Origin of the sequence: Caballeronia grimmiae (assembly GCF_022879615.1) — a bacterium.
GTDB lineage: Bacteria > Pseudomonadota > Gammaproteobacteria > Burkholderiales > Burkholderiaceae > Caballeronia > Caballeronia grimmiae.
The window spans coordinates 71,178-84,739 of sequence record NZ_CP084274.1 but is presented as its reverse complement, the minus strand read 5'-3'; the positions used below and the strand labels follow the sequence as shown (position 1 = coordinate 84,739).

Sequence of the window (13,562 nt, the reverse complement as noted above, 5' to 3'; positions counted from 1 at the left end):
CACTACTCGCAGAAGGACTTATCGACGAAGTCATCGGCCGATCGATGAGCGGCAAAGAGGCAACAGCCTACGTCGTGCGCCGCGGCGGATCGACGCGTTGCGCAAGCGTATATAAGGGCGTGAAGCAGCGCAGTCATCTAATGCCCGTACGAATGAGCCGGGCGTCGCCGTCCAATGATCCGGTCATCCACCTCCGTGGCATCGGGCAGCGGGATCGGTTCTCGATGTACTTGCCGTCTTTTGTTTCTCGATTGCGAAAAAAAAGCTCATCAATCCCGTGAACGGGGTATTCGGCAAGCGAACAATTCCCCAAAAGGTAGTAAGACTACGTTCGCAGGTCTCCGGTGCCCCGCCTCGTACAGCCTATTGTCTGGCGAGGATGTCCTTAGAACAAGACGATTTCCCATTCAAACGCGTAAACCCTAGCTTGCCCGCGCCGCGTCGTACTCAGTATATTTTGATTGTAATACTACGCAGCAAGGGAACATCACTAGCATTCAGTCGAGCTATCCGTGGCACGCGCCGCTGCCCATATCGGTGTTGAGGAGACAACAACTATGGAAGAAGCACAGGAAGTCGCATCGCGTAGAAAGTTTCTGGCGGGTCTTGCCGCCACGGCCGGCGGCGTTGCGCTGTCGTCGGTATCGAAGCTCGGCTTCGCGCAGCAGAAAGTGTTCGTGCCGTTCAGCAACAAGAGTCTCGACTACTACTTCTTCGTCACGCAGCAGGAAGCGGTGAAGCGCGCCGTCGAAGCGAAAGGCTGGCAGTTTCAGGCCGTCAACGCAAACTTCAGCAATACGTCGCAACTCGAGCAGTGGAACAGCCTGATGCTCAAGAATCCGTCGGCGATCATCGCAGATCCGATCGACAGTCAGGCCATCGTCAGTGTCATCAAGAAGTACAACTTCAAGAAGATCCCCGTAGGCATCATCGACACCCCGGCGCTCGGCGGTGACGTCGCGATCACCGTCGATTTCGACAACAAGGCGGGCGGCGTCATGGCTGCCGAGACCATCGTCGCCGCGCTCAAAAAGAAGAACGGGTCCGCCAAGGGCACGGTGCTGAACTGCTATGGCGCGTTGCAGTCGGTCGCGTGGCGTCTGCGCAAGGAAGGTTTCGAAGAAGCAATGAAGAAGTATCCGGACGTCAAGGTCATCAGCCGTCCGACAGAAGGCCTGCTCAAGAACATGTTGTCGGTCACGCTTTCCACGCTCTCCGAGTATCCCGATCTCGACGCCGTGCATGCACCGAGCGATTCGCCGGCGCGCGGCATCGTCACCGCCTTGCAGCAAAAGGGCAAGTGGAAGAAGGTCGGCGAACAAGGGCACGTGATCTTCGTGAATATCGACGGCGAACCGGCCGCGCTGCAATGGATCGGCGACGGCTACATGGACGCCGTGGTCTCGCAGGACCCGATCGCCTATGCGCAGATCACGGTCGAGATGCTCGACAAGTATTCGCTCAAGGGTCAGCCGGTGCCGCACGGCGACTACCAGAACAATCAGTACTTCTGGGAAAAGGCGGTCGTGACGAAGTCCGAGACGGGACCGAGTCTCGTCATCCAGCCGTTCATCGTTGATGCAAATTCGGTGAAGGACAAGCGGCAGTGGGGCAACATCGCCTTCAACGAATGGGGCATCCGTTATTCCTGATTCGCGCCAGTCCGAACGAGTTGGACGGCGCGCAGTCAGCGCGCCGAATGCGGACCGGAGACTTTCTGAATGTCGGATATACACAGCAACGATTACATCCTGCGGACCCACGACGTCGTCAAGCGTTACAAGGCCGTGCTCGCGCTCGACCGGGTCTCGGTCAACATCCGGCGCGGCACGATCCACGGTCTGCTCGGCGAAAACGGCGCGGGCAAGTCCACGCTCGTGCGGCTGATCAGCGGGCAGACCGCGCCGAGCGAAGGGCGCATCGTCCTGGACGGCGAAGACGTAGAGGGCTCGGACGTTCAAGAGATGGAAGCGCGCGGCGTGTTCCTGGTGACGCAGGAACCGATGATCGTCGATTCAATGTCCGTCGCCGACAACCTGATGCTCGGGCGCTGGCCTCTGAAGCGCGGCATCACGGGTCGCGTGGACCAGCGCGCGTTGATGGAAAGCGTCGAAGCCGCGCTCCAAGGCACGGATTTCGATCCGCGCATGCCCGCGCGTCTCTTGTCCGCGGTCGCCAAACGCAAGCTCAACATTCTGCGTGCGTTGCACAGCGGCGGCAAGCTGCTCATTCTCGACGAACCGACCACCGCGCTCACGCTCGCGGACCGCGAGCACCTGTTCGACTTCATGCGCACTCTGAAGGCGCGCGGCGTGAGCTTCGTCTTCATCTCGCATTACAACGAAGAGATCCTCGATATCTGCGATGGCGTGTCCGTCTTGCGCAATGGCAGGCTCGCGGGCGAGCACGACGACCTCTCGACGATCGACTCGGACGGTCTCTCCGAACTCGTCATCGGGCGTGACGTGCCGTTGTTCTATCGCGAACGGCGGGAGACGGCGGCGGCTGGCCGTGAAGGCTGGCGTGTCGAAGGTCTCGCGGCCCCGGGCGTGCGCGTGGACGCGTTTTCCATCGCGCCGGGCGAGATCGTCGGGTTCGCCGGACTGCCGGGGTCGGGCGCGAAAGAATTCGCGCTCGCGCTCTTCGGCACGAACCGCGCGACGCGCGGCCGGATTACGCATGACGGCAACACGAGCGCGCCGGCCGGTCATCCGGGCGAGGCATTCCAGCGGGGCATCGCGTATCTGTCGGACGACCGTCATCGCGACGGGCTCGTCGGGCTGCAAAGCATCGCGCACAACATCACGTTGTCGAGCCTCAAGCACGTATCGAAGGCCGGCGTCATCGATAGGAACGCGGAACGCAGTATCGTCGCGCGTTACTTCGAGCACTTGCGCGTGAAGGCGACGACCGCCGAAGTGCTGCTCGGCACGCTTTCCGGAGGCAATCAGCAGAAGGTCTGCCTCGGCCGCGTGCTCGCCACGTCTCCGAAGCTGCTGATCCTCGACGAACCGACGCGCGGTATCGACGTGGGCGTGAAGGAGGAAGTGCATCGCATCATCGATACGCTGACGCGTGAGGGATTGAGCGTGATCGTCATTACGAGCGACCTGGACGAGATGGTGCGTCTGGTCGATCGCGTGTCCGTGTTCGTCGGCGGGCGGATCGAGCGCGAATACACCGGCGCGGAAATCGCGAAGGACGCCATTCTGCAGGCGGCCTTCAATGGGGAGCCGGCGTCGAACGACAGCGTTCGTGCCGAGCCGCTGGTGAATCAATTATGAGGAGACAGTCCATGCAAACACGAAGCGACCTTTCTTCGTCGCCTGCGCCAGCGGCGCTCGCCGGTCAAGGCGGCGCCGCGCCGGGCACGGGAAGCGGCAAGCGCGGCAAGGGCGGCGTGCAGTGGGTGTTCCAGAACGTCGTCTGGCTGTGGCTCGCGGCGCTCGTCGTCGTTTTCGGCGTGCTCAATCCCTTCTTTTTCACGCTTTCGAATCTGCAAAACGTGCTGGTGCAGGCGACGGTGCTCGGCCTGCTCGCGCTGGCCGTTTCCATGCCGCTGATGGTGGCGGAGATCGACCTGTCGATTGCGAGCAACATGGGATTCTCCGCCGCCATCGGCGCGATTCTCTCGACACGGCTCGGACTCACGCCCGCCGTCGGTGTGCCGCTGGGTATCGCGGTAGCGACTGCGATCGGCTTCTTCAATGGCCTGTGCGTGACGCGCCTCAAGATGGTGTCGCTCATTCAGACACTGGCCGTCATGATCGTGCTGCAAGGCTCGCTGCTCGCGGTGACGCAGGGCAACACCATCTCGGATATGTCTAACGGTTATATCTGGATCGGCCAGTACACGGTCAACAACTGGCCCGTCATGCCGATCGTGTTTCTCGTCGTGCTCATCGGCATGGGTTTCATGCTGCGCAAGACGGTGCTCGGCCGCTATCTCTACGCGACCGGCGGCAACGCGCTCGCCGCCAACTCGGCCGGCATTCGCGTGAATCGCGTCAAGATCATCGCGTTCACGCTGTCGGGTTTTCTCGCGGGCGTCGCGGGCTATCTGCTCGCCGCATGGCAGATGGCGATCACGTCGGATCAGGGCGAAGGCTTCCTGCTCTACGCCATTGCCGCGCCGATCATCGGCGGCGTGAGCGTGTTTGGCGGACGCGGCGGCGCGCTCGGCATTCTCGGCGGCGTGCTGCTGCTGACGGTGATCCACGTCGGCCTCGCCATCACCGAAGTCCCCTCGTTCTATGTGCAGATGATCGGCGGCATTCTCATCTTCATCGCGGTTGCGGTGGATGCCATCCGCGTCAACTTCGTTTCGCAATAACCTTGATCCGGACCATGACAGAACCTCGTCAGTGCGAGATGTATATCGATGGGCGCTTCGGCAGCGAAGGCGTTCGCGAATGGATCGATGTCGTCAATCCAGCGACGGAGCAGATCGTCGCCCGCGCGCCCGATGCCGACCGGGCGATCATCGATTCCGCCGTCGATGCCGCATCGCGCGCTTTCCGAAGCTGGCGCCGCGTGAATCCGTTCGAGCGTTCCCGCCTGTTGCATGCGATAGCCGATCACATCGCGGAGGACGAACGCGCCATCGCCATGGCGATCACGACGGAAATGGGCAAGCCGCTCGCCGAAGCGCAGGGCGAGGCGCGCAAGCTCGCCAAGGCGTTCCACTACTACGCGGAAGAGGCCGTGCGGATCTATGGCGAGACGATTCCGAACGAAGAGGACGGTTTCGTCAGTATCGTGGAGAAGGAGCCGGTCGGCGTGGTGGCGGCCATTGCGCCGTGGAACTATCCGGTGGAACTGATCGGCTGGAAGCTCGCGGCTTCGCTGGCGGCGGGCTGCACGATCGTCGTGAAGCCGTCGGAGTTCACGCCGTCGAGCGCGGAGGCCGTGTTTCGCTGCGTGCATCGCGCGGGATTGCCGGCGGGCGTCGCCAATCTCGTGATGGGCGCGAAAGATGCGGGCAAGCGGCTCGTCGGACATCGGGACATCGACAAGGTGGCGTTCACGGGGTCGGGCAGCGCGGGTGAGGACATCTACAAGACGGTGCGCGGCATCACGGGGTTGTCGCTCGAATTGGGCGGAAGCTGTCCGCTGATCGTGACCGCCGATGCGGACCTGGATCTCGCGGTCGCGGGCACGCTGCGCCGCGCGTTCCGCAATGCAGGGCAGATCTGCATTTCGATCAATCGCGCTTACGTGCAGGAAGCGGTGTATGACACCTTCCTCGAACGCCTGGCCGATGGCGCGCGCAAGCTCGTCGTCGCGGACGGCATCGCGAACGAAAAAGCCGATGTCGGACCGATGGCCACGCGCGCCGGTGTCGAAAAGGTGCGCCGTCATCTCGACGATGCACGCGAACGCGGCGGCCGCATTCTGTGCGGCGGCCGACCGGATGCGATGGCATCGAATGAACGGGGCCTGTTCTACGCACCGACGGTCATTGCCGACGGCACGCCCGACATGCTCGTCATGCACGAGGAAACGTTCGGCCCGGTGATCGGCGTGGCGCGCTACAAGACGCTCGACGACGCCATCGAGGCGGCCAACAGCACGCCCGCGGGCCTCGCTGCTTACGCGTACACGGAGCATGTGCGGGAGACGTTCGCGTTGTCGCGCGAGCTGGACTTCGGCAACGTCGCCATCAATAACGTCGACGCCGGGATCATGAACGCGCCGTACGGCGGCCGCAAGCAGAGCGGCACGGGCTATGAGCATGGGCGCGAAGGCATGGAAGGCTATCTGCACCTGAAGCACGTGCGGCTGCGTCACCGCGCGTAAGAGACGCACGACGACCACGCATACGCAAACGGAGCGGCCATGGAACGGTATCTTCTCGGCATCGACGTCGGCACGTCCGCATGCAAGGTGATTGCAGTGGATGGCGCGGGCAACGTCCCGGCGAAGGCGCTCGCGGCGTATCCGCTCGTTTCGCCCCGGCCCGGCTGGGCCGAGCAGGACCCGGAGCACTGGTGGCTCGCGACGCAGACCGCGCTCGCGCAAGTGCTCGATGCGCTGCCGGATCGTCGCGCGGTGGCGGGCATCGGACTGTCCGGACAGATGCACGGCCTGACCGCGCTCGACGAAGCCGACAACGTGCTGCGTCCCGCGATCCTCTGGTGCGACCAGCGGGCGGCGCCGTGGTGCGACGAGATCACCGCGCGCGCAGGCGGTCTCGATGGTCTGCTCGCGCGGGTGCAGAACCGCATGTTGCCGGGATTCACCGCGGGCAAGCTCCTGTGGATGCGCGAGCATGAGCCGGAGCTCTTTGCCCGCATGCGGCGGATGCTGAATCCGAAGGATTACCTTCGCCTGCGTCTGACCGGCGAGCACATCACCGATGTGTCCGACGCGTCGGGCACCGGCCTGTTCGATGTGCGCCAGCGCCAGTGGTCCGGCGCGCTGATGTCCGCGCTCGACTTGCCGGCATCGCTCCTGCCGCAGGTCGTCGAATCGACGGAACGCGCGGGGACGTTGCGGGGCGAACTGGCGCAGGCGTGGGGCCTGCCCGGCGATGTGCCCGTGTTCGGCGGCGGCGGCGATTCGGTGATCCAGACGACGTCGATGGGCGCGATCGATGCCGGCCCGCTCGGCGTGACGATCGGCACGGCGGGCATAGTCGCGGGCGGCTTGCGCGCGTGTCCCGAGGCCACCGGGCAATTGCAGATTTCCTGCGGCAACGCGCCGGGCCGCTGGCACGTGATGGGCGTGACGCTCTCCGCGGGCGGCGCGTTCGAATGGTTGCGCGGCGCGCTGCGGCGCATGACGCCCGATCTTTCCTTCGAACGCATGACGCAACTGGCCAAATCCGCCGCGCCCGGCTGCAACGGACTGCTCTTCCTGCCGTATCTGCTCGGCGAACGCTGCCCCCATGTCGCGGCAGACGGGCGTGCCGCATGGATCGGCCTCACGTCGACGCACGATGCGACTCACATGATCCGCAGCGTCATGGAAGGGGTGCTGCTGAACATTCGCGCGATCGCATCGCTAGGCGCGACGGCCGGCCTCACCTGCGACGAGGTGCGCGTCTCGGGCGGCGCGACCGGCGAGCCGCTGTGGCTGCAGATGCTCGCGGACGTGCTGCAACGCGAGGTGACCACGGTCACGGGCGCATCCGAGGGCGGCGCGTACGGTGCGGTGCTGGCGGCGGGCGTGGGCGCGGGCTGGTGGACATCGCTCGACGAAGCGGTGGGCACCCTGCGCGTGACGGGTCGCGTGAGCCCGGACGCATCGCTCAAAGCGCTCTACGACGCACGTTTCGACACCTTCCGCACGCTGTACGACGCGCTGCGTCCGGTCTATCAACACATCGCCATGGAGAACCCGAGCCGATGACCGTCAACGAATTCATCCTTGAGGCCGAACGAACGGTCGACGCAGTCGTATTCGATCTCGATGGCACGCTCGTCGATACCGCGCCGGATATCGCGAGCGCCGTGAACCGCCTGCTCGCGACGCACGGCATTGCACCGCAGACGGTCGGCTTCGTGGAGAAGTTCATCGGCGAAGGCTCGCACGGGCTGATCGACAAGTTGTACAAGGGGCTCGGTCTCGCACTCGATCAGGAGCGCGTCAGCGCCGACGTCGAGACTTATCTGTCCATCTACAAGCAGCATCCGGTCGAGAAGGCGACCCTCTACGCGGACGCGCTCGAGGCGATTCCGGCACTACATGCGGCCGGCCTGAAGCTCGGCGTCTGCACGAACAAGGCGCAACAACTGGCGCAGGCGGTGCTCGCGCACTTCGGCATCGACAGGTATTTCAGCGCGGTCGTCGGAGGCGATATGCTTGCGCAAAGAAAGCCGCATCCCCGGCATTTGCTGATGACGCTCGAACAGATGGACGCCGCGCCGGAGCACACGCTCTATATCGGCGACACGCGCATCGACGCACAGTGCGCACGCGACGCGCAGGTTCGCTGTCTGATCGTCAACTGGGGCACCGGGCCGGATGTTCCCGTGCCCGATGACAGGCGGCTCGATTCCTTCGCCGAGTTAGTGACGAGGTGCGCCGCGCTCAATGCGTCGCGCCTGCCGGGAGCCTGATGAGAAACGACCTGCTGCGCCGTATCGCGCTTGAACACCCATCGTTGACGGGCGCGACCTTGCGCATCGCCGATGTATTGCTGGCCGCGCCCGAAGCCGCGCTCAAGATGAGCATGGCCGAGTTGTCGGAAGCGGCGCAAACCAGCGACCCGACCGTGGTGCGTTTTTTTCGCCGCTTCGACTGCGCGGACTATCAGGACTTCAAGGTCCGGCTCGGCCAGGGTCTGATACCGCAGGCGCCGTTCGATTACGAAGCCATCACGAACGCCGATACGCCCGCGAGCGTCTGCAGCAAGATCGTGAACAATTCGCTGCACGCCATTCAACGCTTCGCGCGTGACGTGGATTCCGCCGCCATCGAGCGCGCGACGCAATATCTGATCGAAGCGAAAGGCATTTTCCTGTTCGGTCTCGGCATCTCGGAGACCATCGCCTTCGATGCCGAACACAAGTTCTTTCGCCTCGGGCTGCATTGCCGCGTTGTGCTCGAAAGCCAGCGTCAACTGCTGCTCGCGCCGACCTTGCGCAACGACGAAGTCGCGGTCTTCTTCTCGCATTCGGGTTCGACCAAGTCGCTCGTGATGGCGGCCGCGATGGCGAAGGGCAAGGGCGCCGTGACGATCGCGGTGTGCGCGCCCGGTTCGAGGCTCGCGCAGACCTGCGACCTGACCGTCGCCGTGCCTGCATACGAGAACACCGAGCTGTACACGCCGCTCACGGCGCGCATCAATCACCTGCTCGTGGTGAACATGCTGGTCGCCATGCTGGGCCTGCGGCAAGGGCGCGAACTGCCCGACAACCTCGCCGCGCTCGACCCCTGGTTCACCGACAAGTTCATGGATTAGCCCTTGTTTCGAGGGTGTTTCGATCAAAACGGAGACGCAATTGGGTACGCATATCGAACCGGGCTATGCCCGACTGGAGCCGCAATCGAAGCAGGACGAGGCGAAGCTTGTCTCGGGCATCAAGGCGGTCGACCACTATCTCGCGCCGGGCATGAAAGTAGGGCTCGGCTCGGGCACGACATCGCACTGGTTCGTGCGTGCGCTTGCGCCGCGCGTGAAGGACGGGCTCGATATCGTCGGCGTGCCGACGTCGAATGCGACGCGCGAGCTAGCGATCGAGCTCGGCGTGCCATTGACCGACCTCGGGCAGATCGACCGGCTCGATGTGACCATCGACGGTGCGGACGAGATCGATCATCAGGGCAGCATGATCAAGGGCGGCGGCGCGTGCCTGCTGTGGGAGAAGATCGTCGCGGCGGCGTCGCGCAAGATGGTCGCGGTCGTCGACGACAAGAAGGTCTTCGACACGCTCGGGCGTTTTCCGCTGCCAATCGAAGTCATCCAGTTCGGCTGGCAAAGCACGGAGCGTCTGCTGCGCGAGTTGTTCGTATCGGCGGGATTCGATGCGGGCGTCAGGATTGAGCGGCGCGTGAAGAACGGCGCGCTGGTGGTGACGGACAGCGGCAACTGGATTCTCGACTGCCAGCTCGAAGCCATTCCTGATCCGCTCGCACTCGCGCCGCGCTTCAACGCCATTCCCGGCGTGGTCGAGCACGGCCTCTTCACCGGCATCGCGAGCGAGATGATCGTGGGTCATGCGGATGGCACGGCGGATATCGTCGTATTCGACGGAGCGCGCACATGAGCGAGATCGCGAAGGAAGACAGTGGCGCGACTCTCGACGTCTTTCGTCTGGATGGCGAAGTCTGCGTCGTCACCGGCGCGGCTCAGGGCATCGGTCTCGCGATAGCCAAGGCGCTGCGCAATGCCGGCGCGACGGTCGTCATCGCCGACCGCGAAGCGACGCTCGGGCAACGCGCCGCCGACGCAATCGGAGGCAGCTTCGTCACGCTGGACGTGACGGATTCATCGTCGGTCGATGCGGGCTTCGATGCGATCGTCGCAAAGCACGGCAGACTCGACGTGCTGGTCAATAACGCGGGCGTCGTCAAAAATGCGCTCGCGCTCGAAACCGACGACGCCGCGTGGCGCACCGTGCTCGCCGTGAACCTCGACGGCGTGTTCTATTGCTGTCGAAGCGCCGCGCGTCACATGTCGCGGCAGAGGAGCGGACGTATCGTCAACATCGCGAGCATGAGCGGGAGCATCGCGAACAAGCCCCAGCCGCAAGCATCGTATAACGCATCGAAAGCGGGCGTCATTCATCTGACGCGTTCGCTCGCCGCCGAATGGGCGGCGGACGGCATCCGCGTGAATTCCATCTCGCCGGGCTATGTCGGCACCGAACTGACCAAGCGCGGCTTCGAAAACGAAGCATGGCGGAAAGTGTGGCTCGACTACACGCCGCTCGGACGCATGGCCACGCCGGACGAGATCGCGCCGGGCGTCGTGTTCCTCGCGTCAAGGGCGAGCGCGTTCGTGACCGGATCGGACATCGTGATGGACGGCGGCTACACGGTGTGGTGATGCAGCGACGAACGGAGGCTCACGATGACCACGGAGACGATGAACCTATGAGCGCACTCGATGCAATCCACGCATTGCGCGACGCCCTCGGCGCGGATGTGGTGGCCTTGCCTGAAGAATTCGGCGATAAGCGCGTGGTGGACTGGAGCGGCTTGCCCGGCACCGTGCCGCTCGCGCTGGTCCGTCCGCGCGATACCGACGAAGTCGCGCAGGCGCTGGCTATCTGCACGCGCTACGGTCAGCCAGTCGTGACGCAGGGCGGCTTGACGGGCCTCGTCGGCGGCGCGAACCTGCGTGGCGGTGAGATCGCGCTGAGTCTGGAGCGCATGAACCGCATCGTAGAAATCGATGCTGTCTCCGCGACGATGACGGTCGAAGCGGGCGTCGCGCTGCAGACCGTGCAGGAGGCGGCGAGCGCGGCCGGGTTCTACTTCCCGCTCGATCTCGGCGCGCGCGGCAGTTGCGCCATCGGCGGCAATCTAGCGACCAATGCGGGCGGCAACCGCGTCATCAAATACGGCATGATGCGCGATCAGGTGCTGGGGCTCGAAGCGGTGCTCGCGAGCGGCGAAGTCATCGGCGGCCTCAACAAGATGATCAAGAACAACAGCGGCTACGACCTGCGCCACTTGTTGATCGGCAGCGAAGGCACGCTCGCGGTCATCACGCGAGCCGTGCTGCGTCTTCGGCCGAAGCCGACGGCCACTGCGACCGCGTGGTGCGGCCTGCCCGACTTCGCCTCGGTCACGACGCTTCTCACCCGCGCACAGGCGCAACTGGCAGCGGGCGTTTCGGCGTTCGAAGTAATGTGGGCGGGCTATCACGACGCGGTGATCGCGAATCTCACCGCGCTGCGCGCGCCGCTTGCCGAGGCCCATCCGTTCTACGTGCTGCTGGAAAGCGTCGGCACCGATCCAGAGCGACACAACGAAGCCTTCGAGGAATTTCTGGGCGCCATGCTCGAAGCGGGCGCGGTGACGGATGCGGCCATTGCATCGTCGGAAGCGCACGCGCGCGACTTCTGGGCGATCCGCGATGCGCCCGGCGAATATCAGCGCTTCATTCCGAATCACGCCGCCTACGACGTGAGCTTCTCGATCGCGCAGGTCGGCGATGCCGCAGAGCGTTGCGAAGCGCGTCTGCGCGAGCAATGGCCCGACGCGCTCGTGATGACCTACGGCCATCTGGGCGATGGGAACATCCATATCGTCGTGGATGTGCCGGGCATGGGCAAGCACGATCACGACGAGATCGACCGCGTGATATACGACGTCACGCGCGAGTTCGACGGCTCGATTTCGGCGGAGCACGGCATCGGCACGAAGAAGCGCGACTATCTCCCGCGAAGCCGCCGCGAAAGCGATATCGCGGCGATGCGCGCGATCAAGTCGGCGCTCGATCCGCTTGGCATTTTGAACCCCGGCAAGGTGGTGTGACCGATGAAGCCAACTCTTTCGAAGTGGCCTGAGCCCCGCGCGTTCAGAGTCGATCTGTCGAGCGGCCTGATGGAGGGCACGGGTACGCGCTATCAAAAGCGTTTGAAGGATCTGGACGGCCTCTATGGCGATGCCGATGCCTTTGCCACGCTGGTTGCCGCGCGCGGTGACGAGATCGTGTATGACGTGACGGATCATCGTCCGAGCGATGCGCCCGGCGATCTGATCACCGGCGTCACACGCATGAGTCCCGGCAAGGTGGGCGACGAGTTCTTCATGACGCGCGGGCACATTCACGCGAACATCGACAGGCCCGAGCTGTACTTCGGGCTCAAGGGGCATGGACTCATGTTGATGGAGTCGCCCGACGGCGAGACGCGTATCGTCGACATCGAGGCCCATACCGCGTGCTACGTGCCGCCGCGATGGATTCACCGCTCGGTGAATCTGGGCGGCGACGATTTCGTCATGCTGTTCTGCTATCCCGCGGATGCCGGGCAGGACTACGCGATCATCGAGCGCGCGAACGGCATGAAGCTGCGCATTCTCGATGACGGCAGGGGCGGCTATCGCAGCGAGGCGAACCCGGCTTACGTCGCGCGCAATGAGGCGCAGATCGCCGGTCTGCTGGCACGAACGGAGCGCGGATAATGGCATACGAAGCGGCAAGCAAGCCCACGTTTTGGTTCATCGGCGTGACGACCGCGCAGAGTTCGATCATGCGCGTGTTTCCCGAGTGGGCGAGACATCTCGGTTTGGGCGATGTGCAAATGAAGGGCATCGACTTCGCGGCGCATGCGGACCCCGAGGCGTACCGCGAGGCGGTGCGCTTCCTGCGCGACGATCCGCTCTCGCTCGGCGCGCTCGTCACGACGCACAAGATCGACCTGTATGCCGCGTGCCATGATCTCTTCGATGAGATCGACGAGTATGCGCGGGCCATGAGCGAGACCAGTTGCCTGTCGAAGCGCGACGGCAAGTTCGTCTGCCACGCCAAAGACCCGATTACTGCCGGCTTCGCGCTCGACGGCTTCCTGCCTGCGCAGCACTTCGCGACCTCGAACGCCGAAGTGTTCGTGATGGGCGCGGGCGGATCGGCCATCGCGATCACGTGGCATCTGATGCAGACGAGCCGGGGCGCAGACCGGCCTTCGAAGGTGATCGTGTCGGACCCGTCGCACGAGCGCCTGCTGGAGATCGAACGCATTCACCGTGAGCTGAACCTCGGCGTGCCGTGCGAATATGAACTCGTCTCCCAACCCGACGACAACGATCGCGTGATGACGCGGCTGTCGCCCGGCGCGCTCGTCATCAATGCGACCGGGCTCGGCAAGGACAAGCCCGGCTCGCCGCTCACGCACGCCGCCGTGTTTCCCGAGCACGGGATCGTATGGGAGCTCAACTATCGCGGCGATCTGGTGTTTCTCGATCAGGCGAGGGCCCAGCATGAGCGCAGGCACTTGCAGGTCGAGGACGGCTGGACCTACTTTATCTACGGCTGGACCCGCGTGATGGCGGAAGTTTTTCATGTCGATATCTCGACGCGCGGACCGGCCTTCGAGGCGCTCTGCCGCATCGCCGCCGATGCAGGCAAGCCCGCGCCCCGCGCAGGCGCTGCCTGACGCCGTGGC

Annotated in this window: 12 protein-coding genes and 1 pseudogene; all 13 read left to right on the top strand. The window is 64.2% G+C overall.

What is annotated here, in order from left to right; all coding sequences use genetic code 11:
* Positions 1-20 precede the first annotated feature (20 nt).
* Positions 21-134, top strand: a pseudogene (locus LDZ21_RS23745) (PA4780 family RIO1-like protein kinase); the annotation flags it as partial.
* A 423-nt stretch (positions 135-557) separates the two neighbouring features.
* A complete protein-coding gene (locus tag LDZ21_RS23740; protein ID WP_081850993.1) occupies positions 558-1,652 on the top strand; it encodes a sugar ABC transporter substrate-binding protein in 1,095 nt (364 codons plus the stop codon).
* A 69-nt stretch (positions 1,653-1,721) separates the two neighbouring features.
* Positions 1,722-3,284, top strand: a complete 1,563-nt coding sequence (locus LDZ21_RS23735; RefSeq protein ID WP_244797098.1) for a sugar ABC transporter ATP-binding protein — start codon at positions 1,722-1,724, stop codon at positions 3,282-3,284.
* An 11-nt stretch (positions 3,285-3,295) separates the two neighbouring features.
* Entirely contained in the window at positions 3,296-4,333 is a 1,038-nt protein-coding gene (locus tag LDZ21_RS23730; RefSeq protein WP_244797097.1) for an ABC transporter permease, read from the top strand.
* A 14-nt stretch (positions 4,334-4,347) separates the two neighbouring features.
* The gene (locus LDZ21_RS23725) at positions 4,348-5,799 is read left to right on the top strand and encodes an aldehyde dehydrogenase family protein (protein ID WP_244797096.1); all 1,452 of its coding nucleotides are present in this window, start codon (positions 4,348-4,350) and stop codon (positions 5,797-5,799) included.
* 39 nt (positions 5,800-5,838) lie between these two features.
* Entirely contained in the window at positions 5,839-7,353 is a 1,515-nt protein-coding gene (gene xylB, locus LDZ21_RS23720; RefSeq protein ID WP_244797095.1) for a xylulokinase, read from the top strand.
* Positions 7,350-8,063 (top strand): HAD-IA family hydrolase, encoded by a 714-nt coding sequence (locus LDZ21_RS23715; RefSeq protein WP_244797094.1) that lies wholly within the window; start codon positions 7,350-7,352, stop codon positions 8,061-8,063. The genes xylB and LDZ21_RS23715 overlap by 4 nt, the downstream gene beginning before the upstream one ends.
* On the top strand, positions 8,063-8,908 hold the full coding sequence (locus LDZ21_RS23710) for a MurR/RpiR family transcriptional regulator (RefSeq protein WP_244797093.1): 846 nt from the start codon (positions 8,063-8,065) through the stop codon (positions 8,906-8,908). Before LDZ21_RS23715 ends, LDZ21_RS23710 begins: the two co-directional genes overlap by 1 nt.
* Before the next feature lie 40 nt (positions 8,909-8,948).
* On the top strand, positions 8,949-9,713 hold the full coding sequence (gene rpiA, locus LDZ21_RS23705; RefSeq protein WP_244797092.1) for a ribose-5-phosphate isomerase RpiA: 765 nt from the start codon (positions 8,949-8,951) through the stop codon (positions 9,711-9,713).
* The gene (locus LDZ21_RS23700; protein WP_244797091.1) at positions 9,710-10,495 is read left to right on the top strand and encodes an SDR family NAD(P)-dependent oxidoreductase; all 786 of its coding nucleotides are present in this window, start codon (positions 9,710-9,712) and stop codon (positions 10,493-10,495) included. Before rpiA ends, LDZ21_RS23700 begins: the two co-directional genes overlap by 4 nt.
* Positions 10,496-10,542: 47 nt before the next feature.
* Positions 10,543-11,931, top strand: coding sequence for an FAD-binding oxidoreductase (locus tag LDZ21_RS23695; RefSeq protein WP_244797090.1), 1,389 nt, complete (start codon positions 10,543-10,545; stop codon positions 11,929-11,931).
* 3 nt (positions 11,932-11,934) lie between these two features.
* Positions 11,935-12,582 (top strand): glucose-6-phosphate isomerase, encoded by a 648-nt coding sequence (locus LDZ21_RS23690; RefSeq protein WP_244797089.1) that lies wholly within the window; start codon positions 11,935-11,937, stop codon positions 12,580-12,582.
* Positions 12,582-13,553, top strand: coding sequence for a shikimate dehydrogenase family protein (locus LDZ21_RS23685; RefSeq protein ID WP_244797088.1), 972 nt, complete (start codon positions 12,582-12,584; stop codon positions 13,551-13,553). The genes LDZ21_RS23690 and LDZ21_RS23685 overlap by 1 nt, the downstream gene beginning before the upstream one ends.
* Positions 13,554-13,562: the final 9 nt, after the last annotated feature.

Excerpts from the sequence above, each read along its gene's own strand:
- LDZ21_RS23740 (WP_081850993.1), top strand. The coding sequence starts at position 558 with ATGGAAGAAGCACAGGAAGTCGCATCGCGTAGAAAGTTTCTGGCGGGT.
- LDZ21_RS23735 (WP_244797098.1), top strand. The coding sequence starts at position 1,722 with ATGTCGGATATACACAGCAACGATTACATCCTGCGGACCCACGACGTC.
- LDZ21_RS23730 (WP_244797097.1), top strand. The coding sequence starts at position 3,296 with ATGCAAACACGAAGCGACCTTTCTTCGTCGCCTGCGCCAGCGGCGCTC.
- LDZ21_RS23725 (WP_244797096.1), top strand. The coding sequence starts at position 4,348 with ATGACAGAACCTCGTCAGTGCGAGATGTATATCGATGGGCGCTTCGGC.
- xylB (WP_244797095.1), top strand. The coding sequence starts at position 5,839 with ATGGAACGGTATCTTCTCGGCATCGACGTCGGCACGTCCGCATGCAAG.
- LDZ21_RS23715 (WP_244797094.1), top strand. The coding sequence starts at position 7,350 with ATGACCGTCAACGAATTCATCCTTGAGGCCGAACGAACGGTCGACGCA.
- LDZ21_RS23710 (WP_244797093.1), top strand. The coding sequence starts at position 8,063 with ATGAGAAACGACCTGCTGCGCCGTATCGCGCTTGAACACCCATCGTTG.
- LDZ21_RS23700 (WP_244797091.1), top strand. The coding sequence starts at position 9,710 with ATGAGCGAGATCGCGAAGGAAGACAGTGGCGCGACTCTCGACGTCTTT.
- LDZ21_RS23695 (WP_244797090.1), top strand. The coding sequence starts at position 10,543 with ATGAGCGCACTCGATGCAATCCACGCATTGCGCGACGCCCTCGGCGCG.
- LDZ21_RS23690 (WP_244797089.1), top strand. The coding sequence starts at position 11,935 with ATGAAGCCAACTCTTTCGAAGTGGCCTGAGCCCCGCGCGTTCAGAGTC.
- LDZ21_RS23685 (WP_244797088.1), top strand. The coding sequence starts at position 12,582 with ATGGCATACGAAGCGGCAAGCAAGCCCACGTTTTGGTTCATCGGCGTG.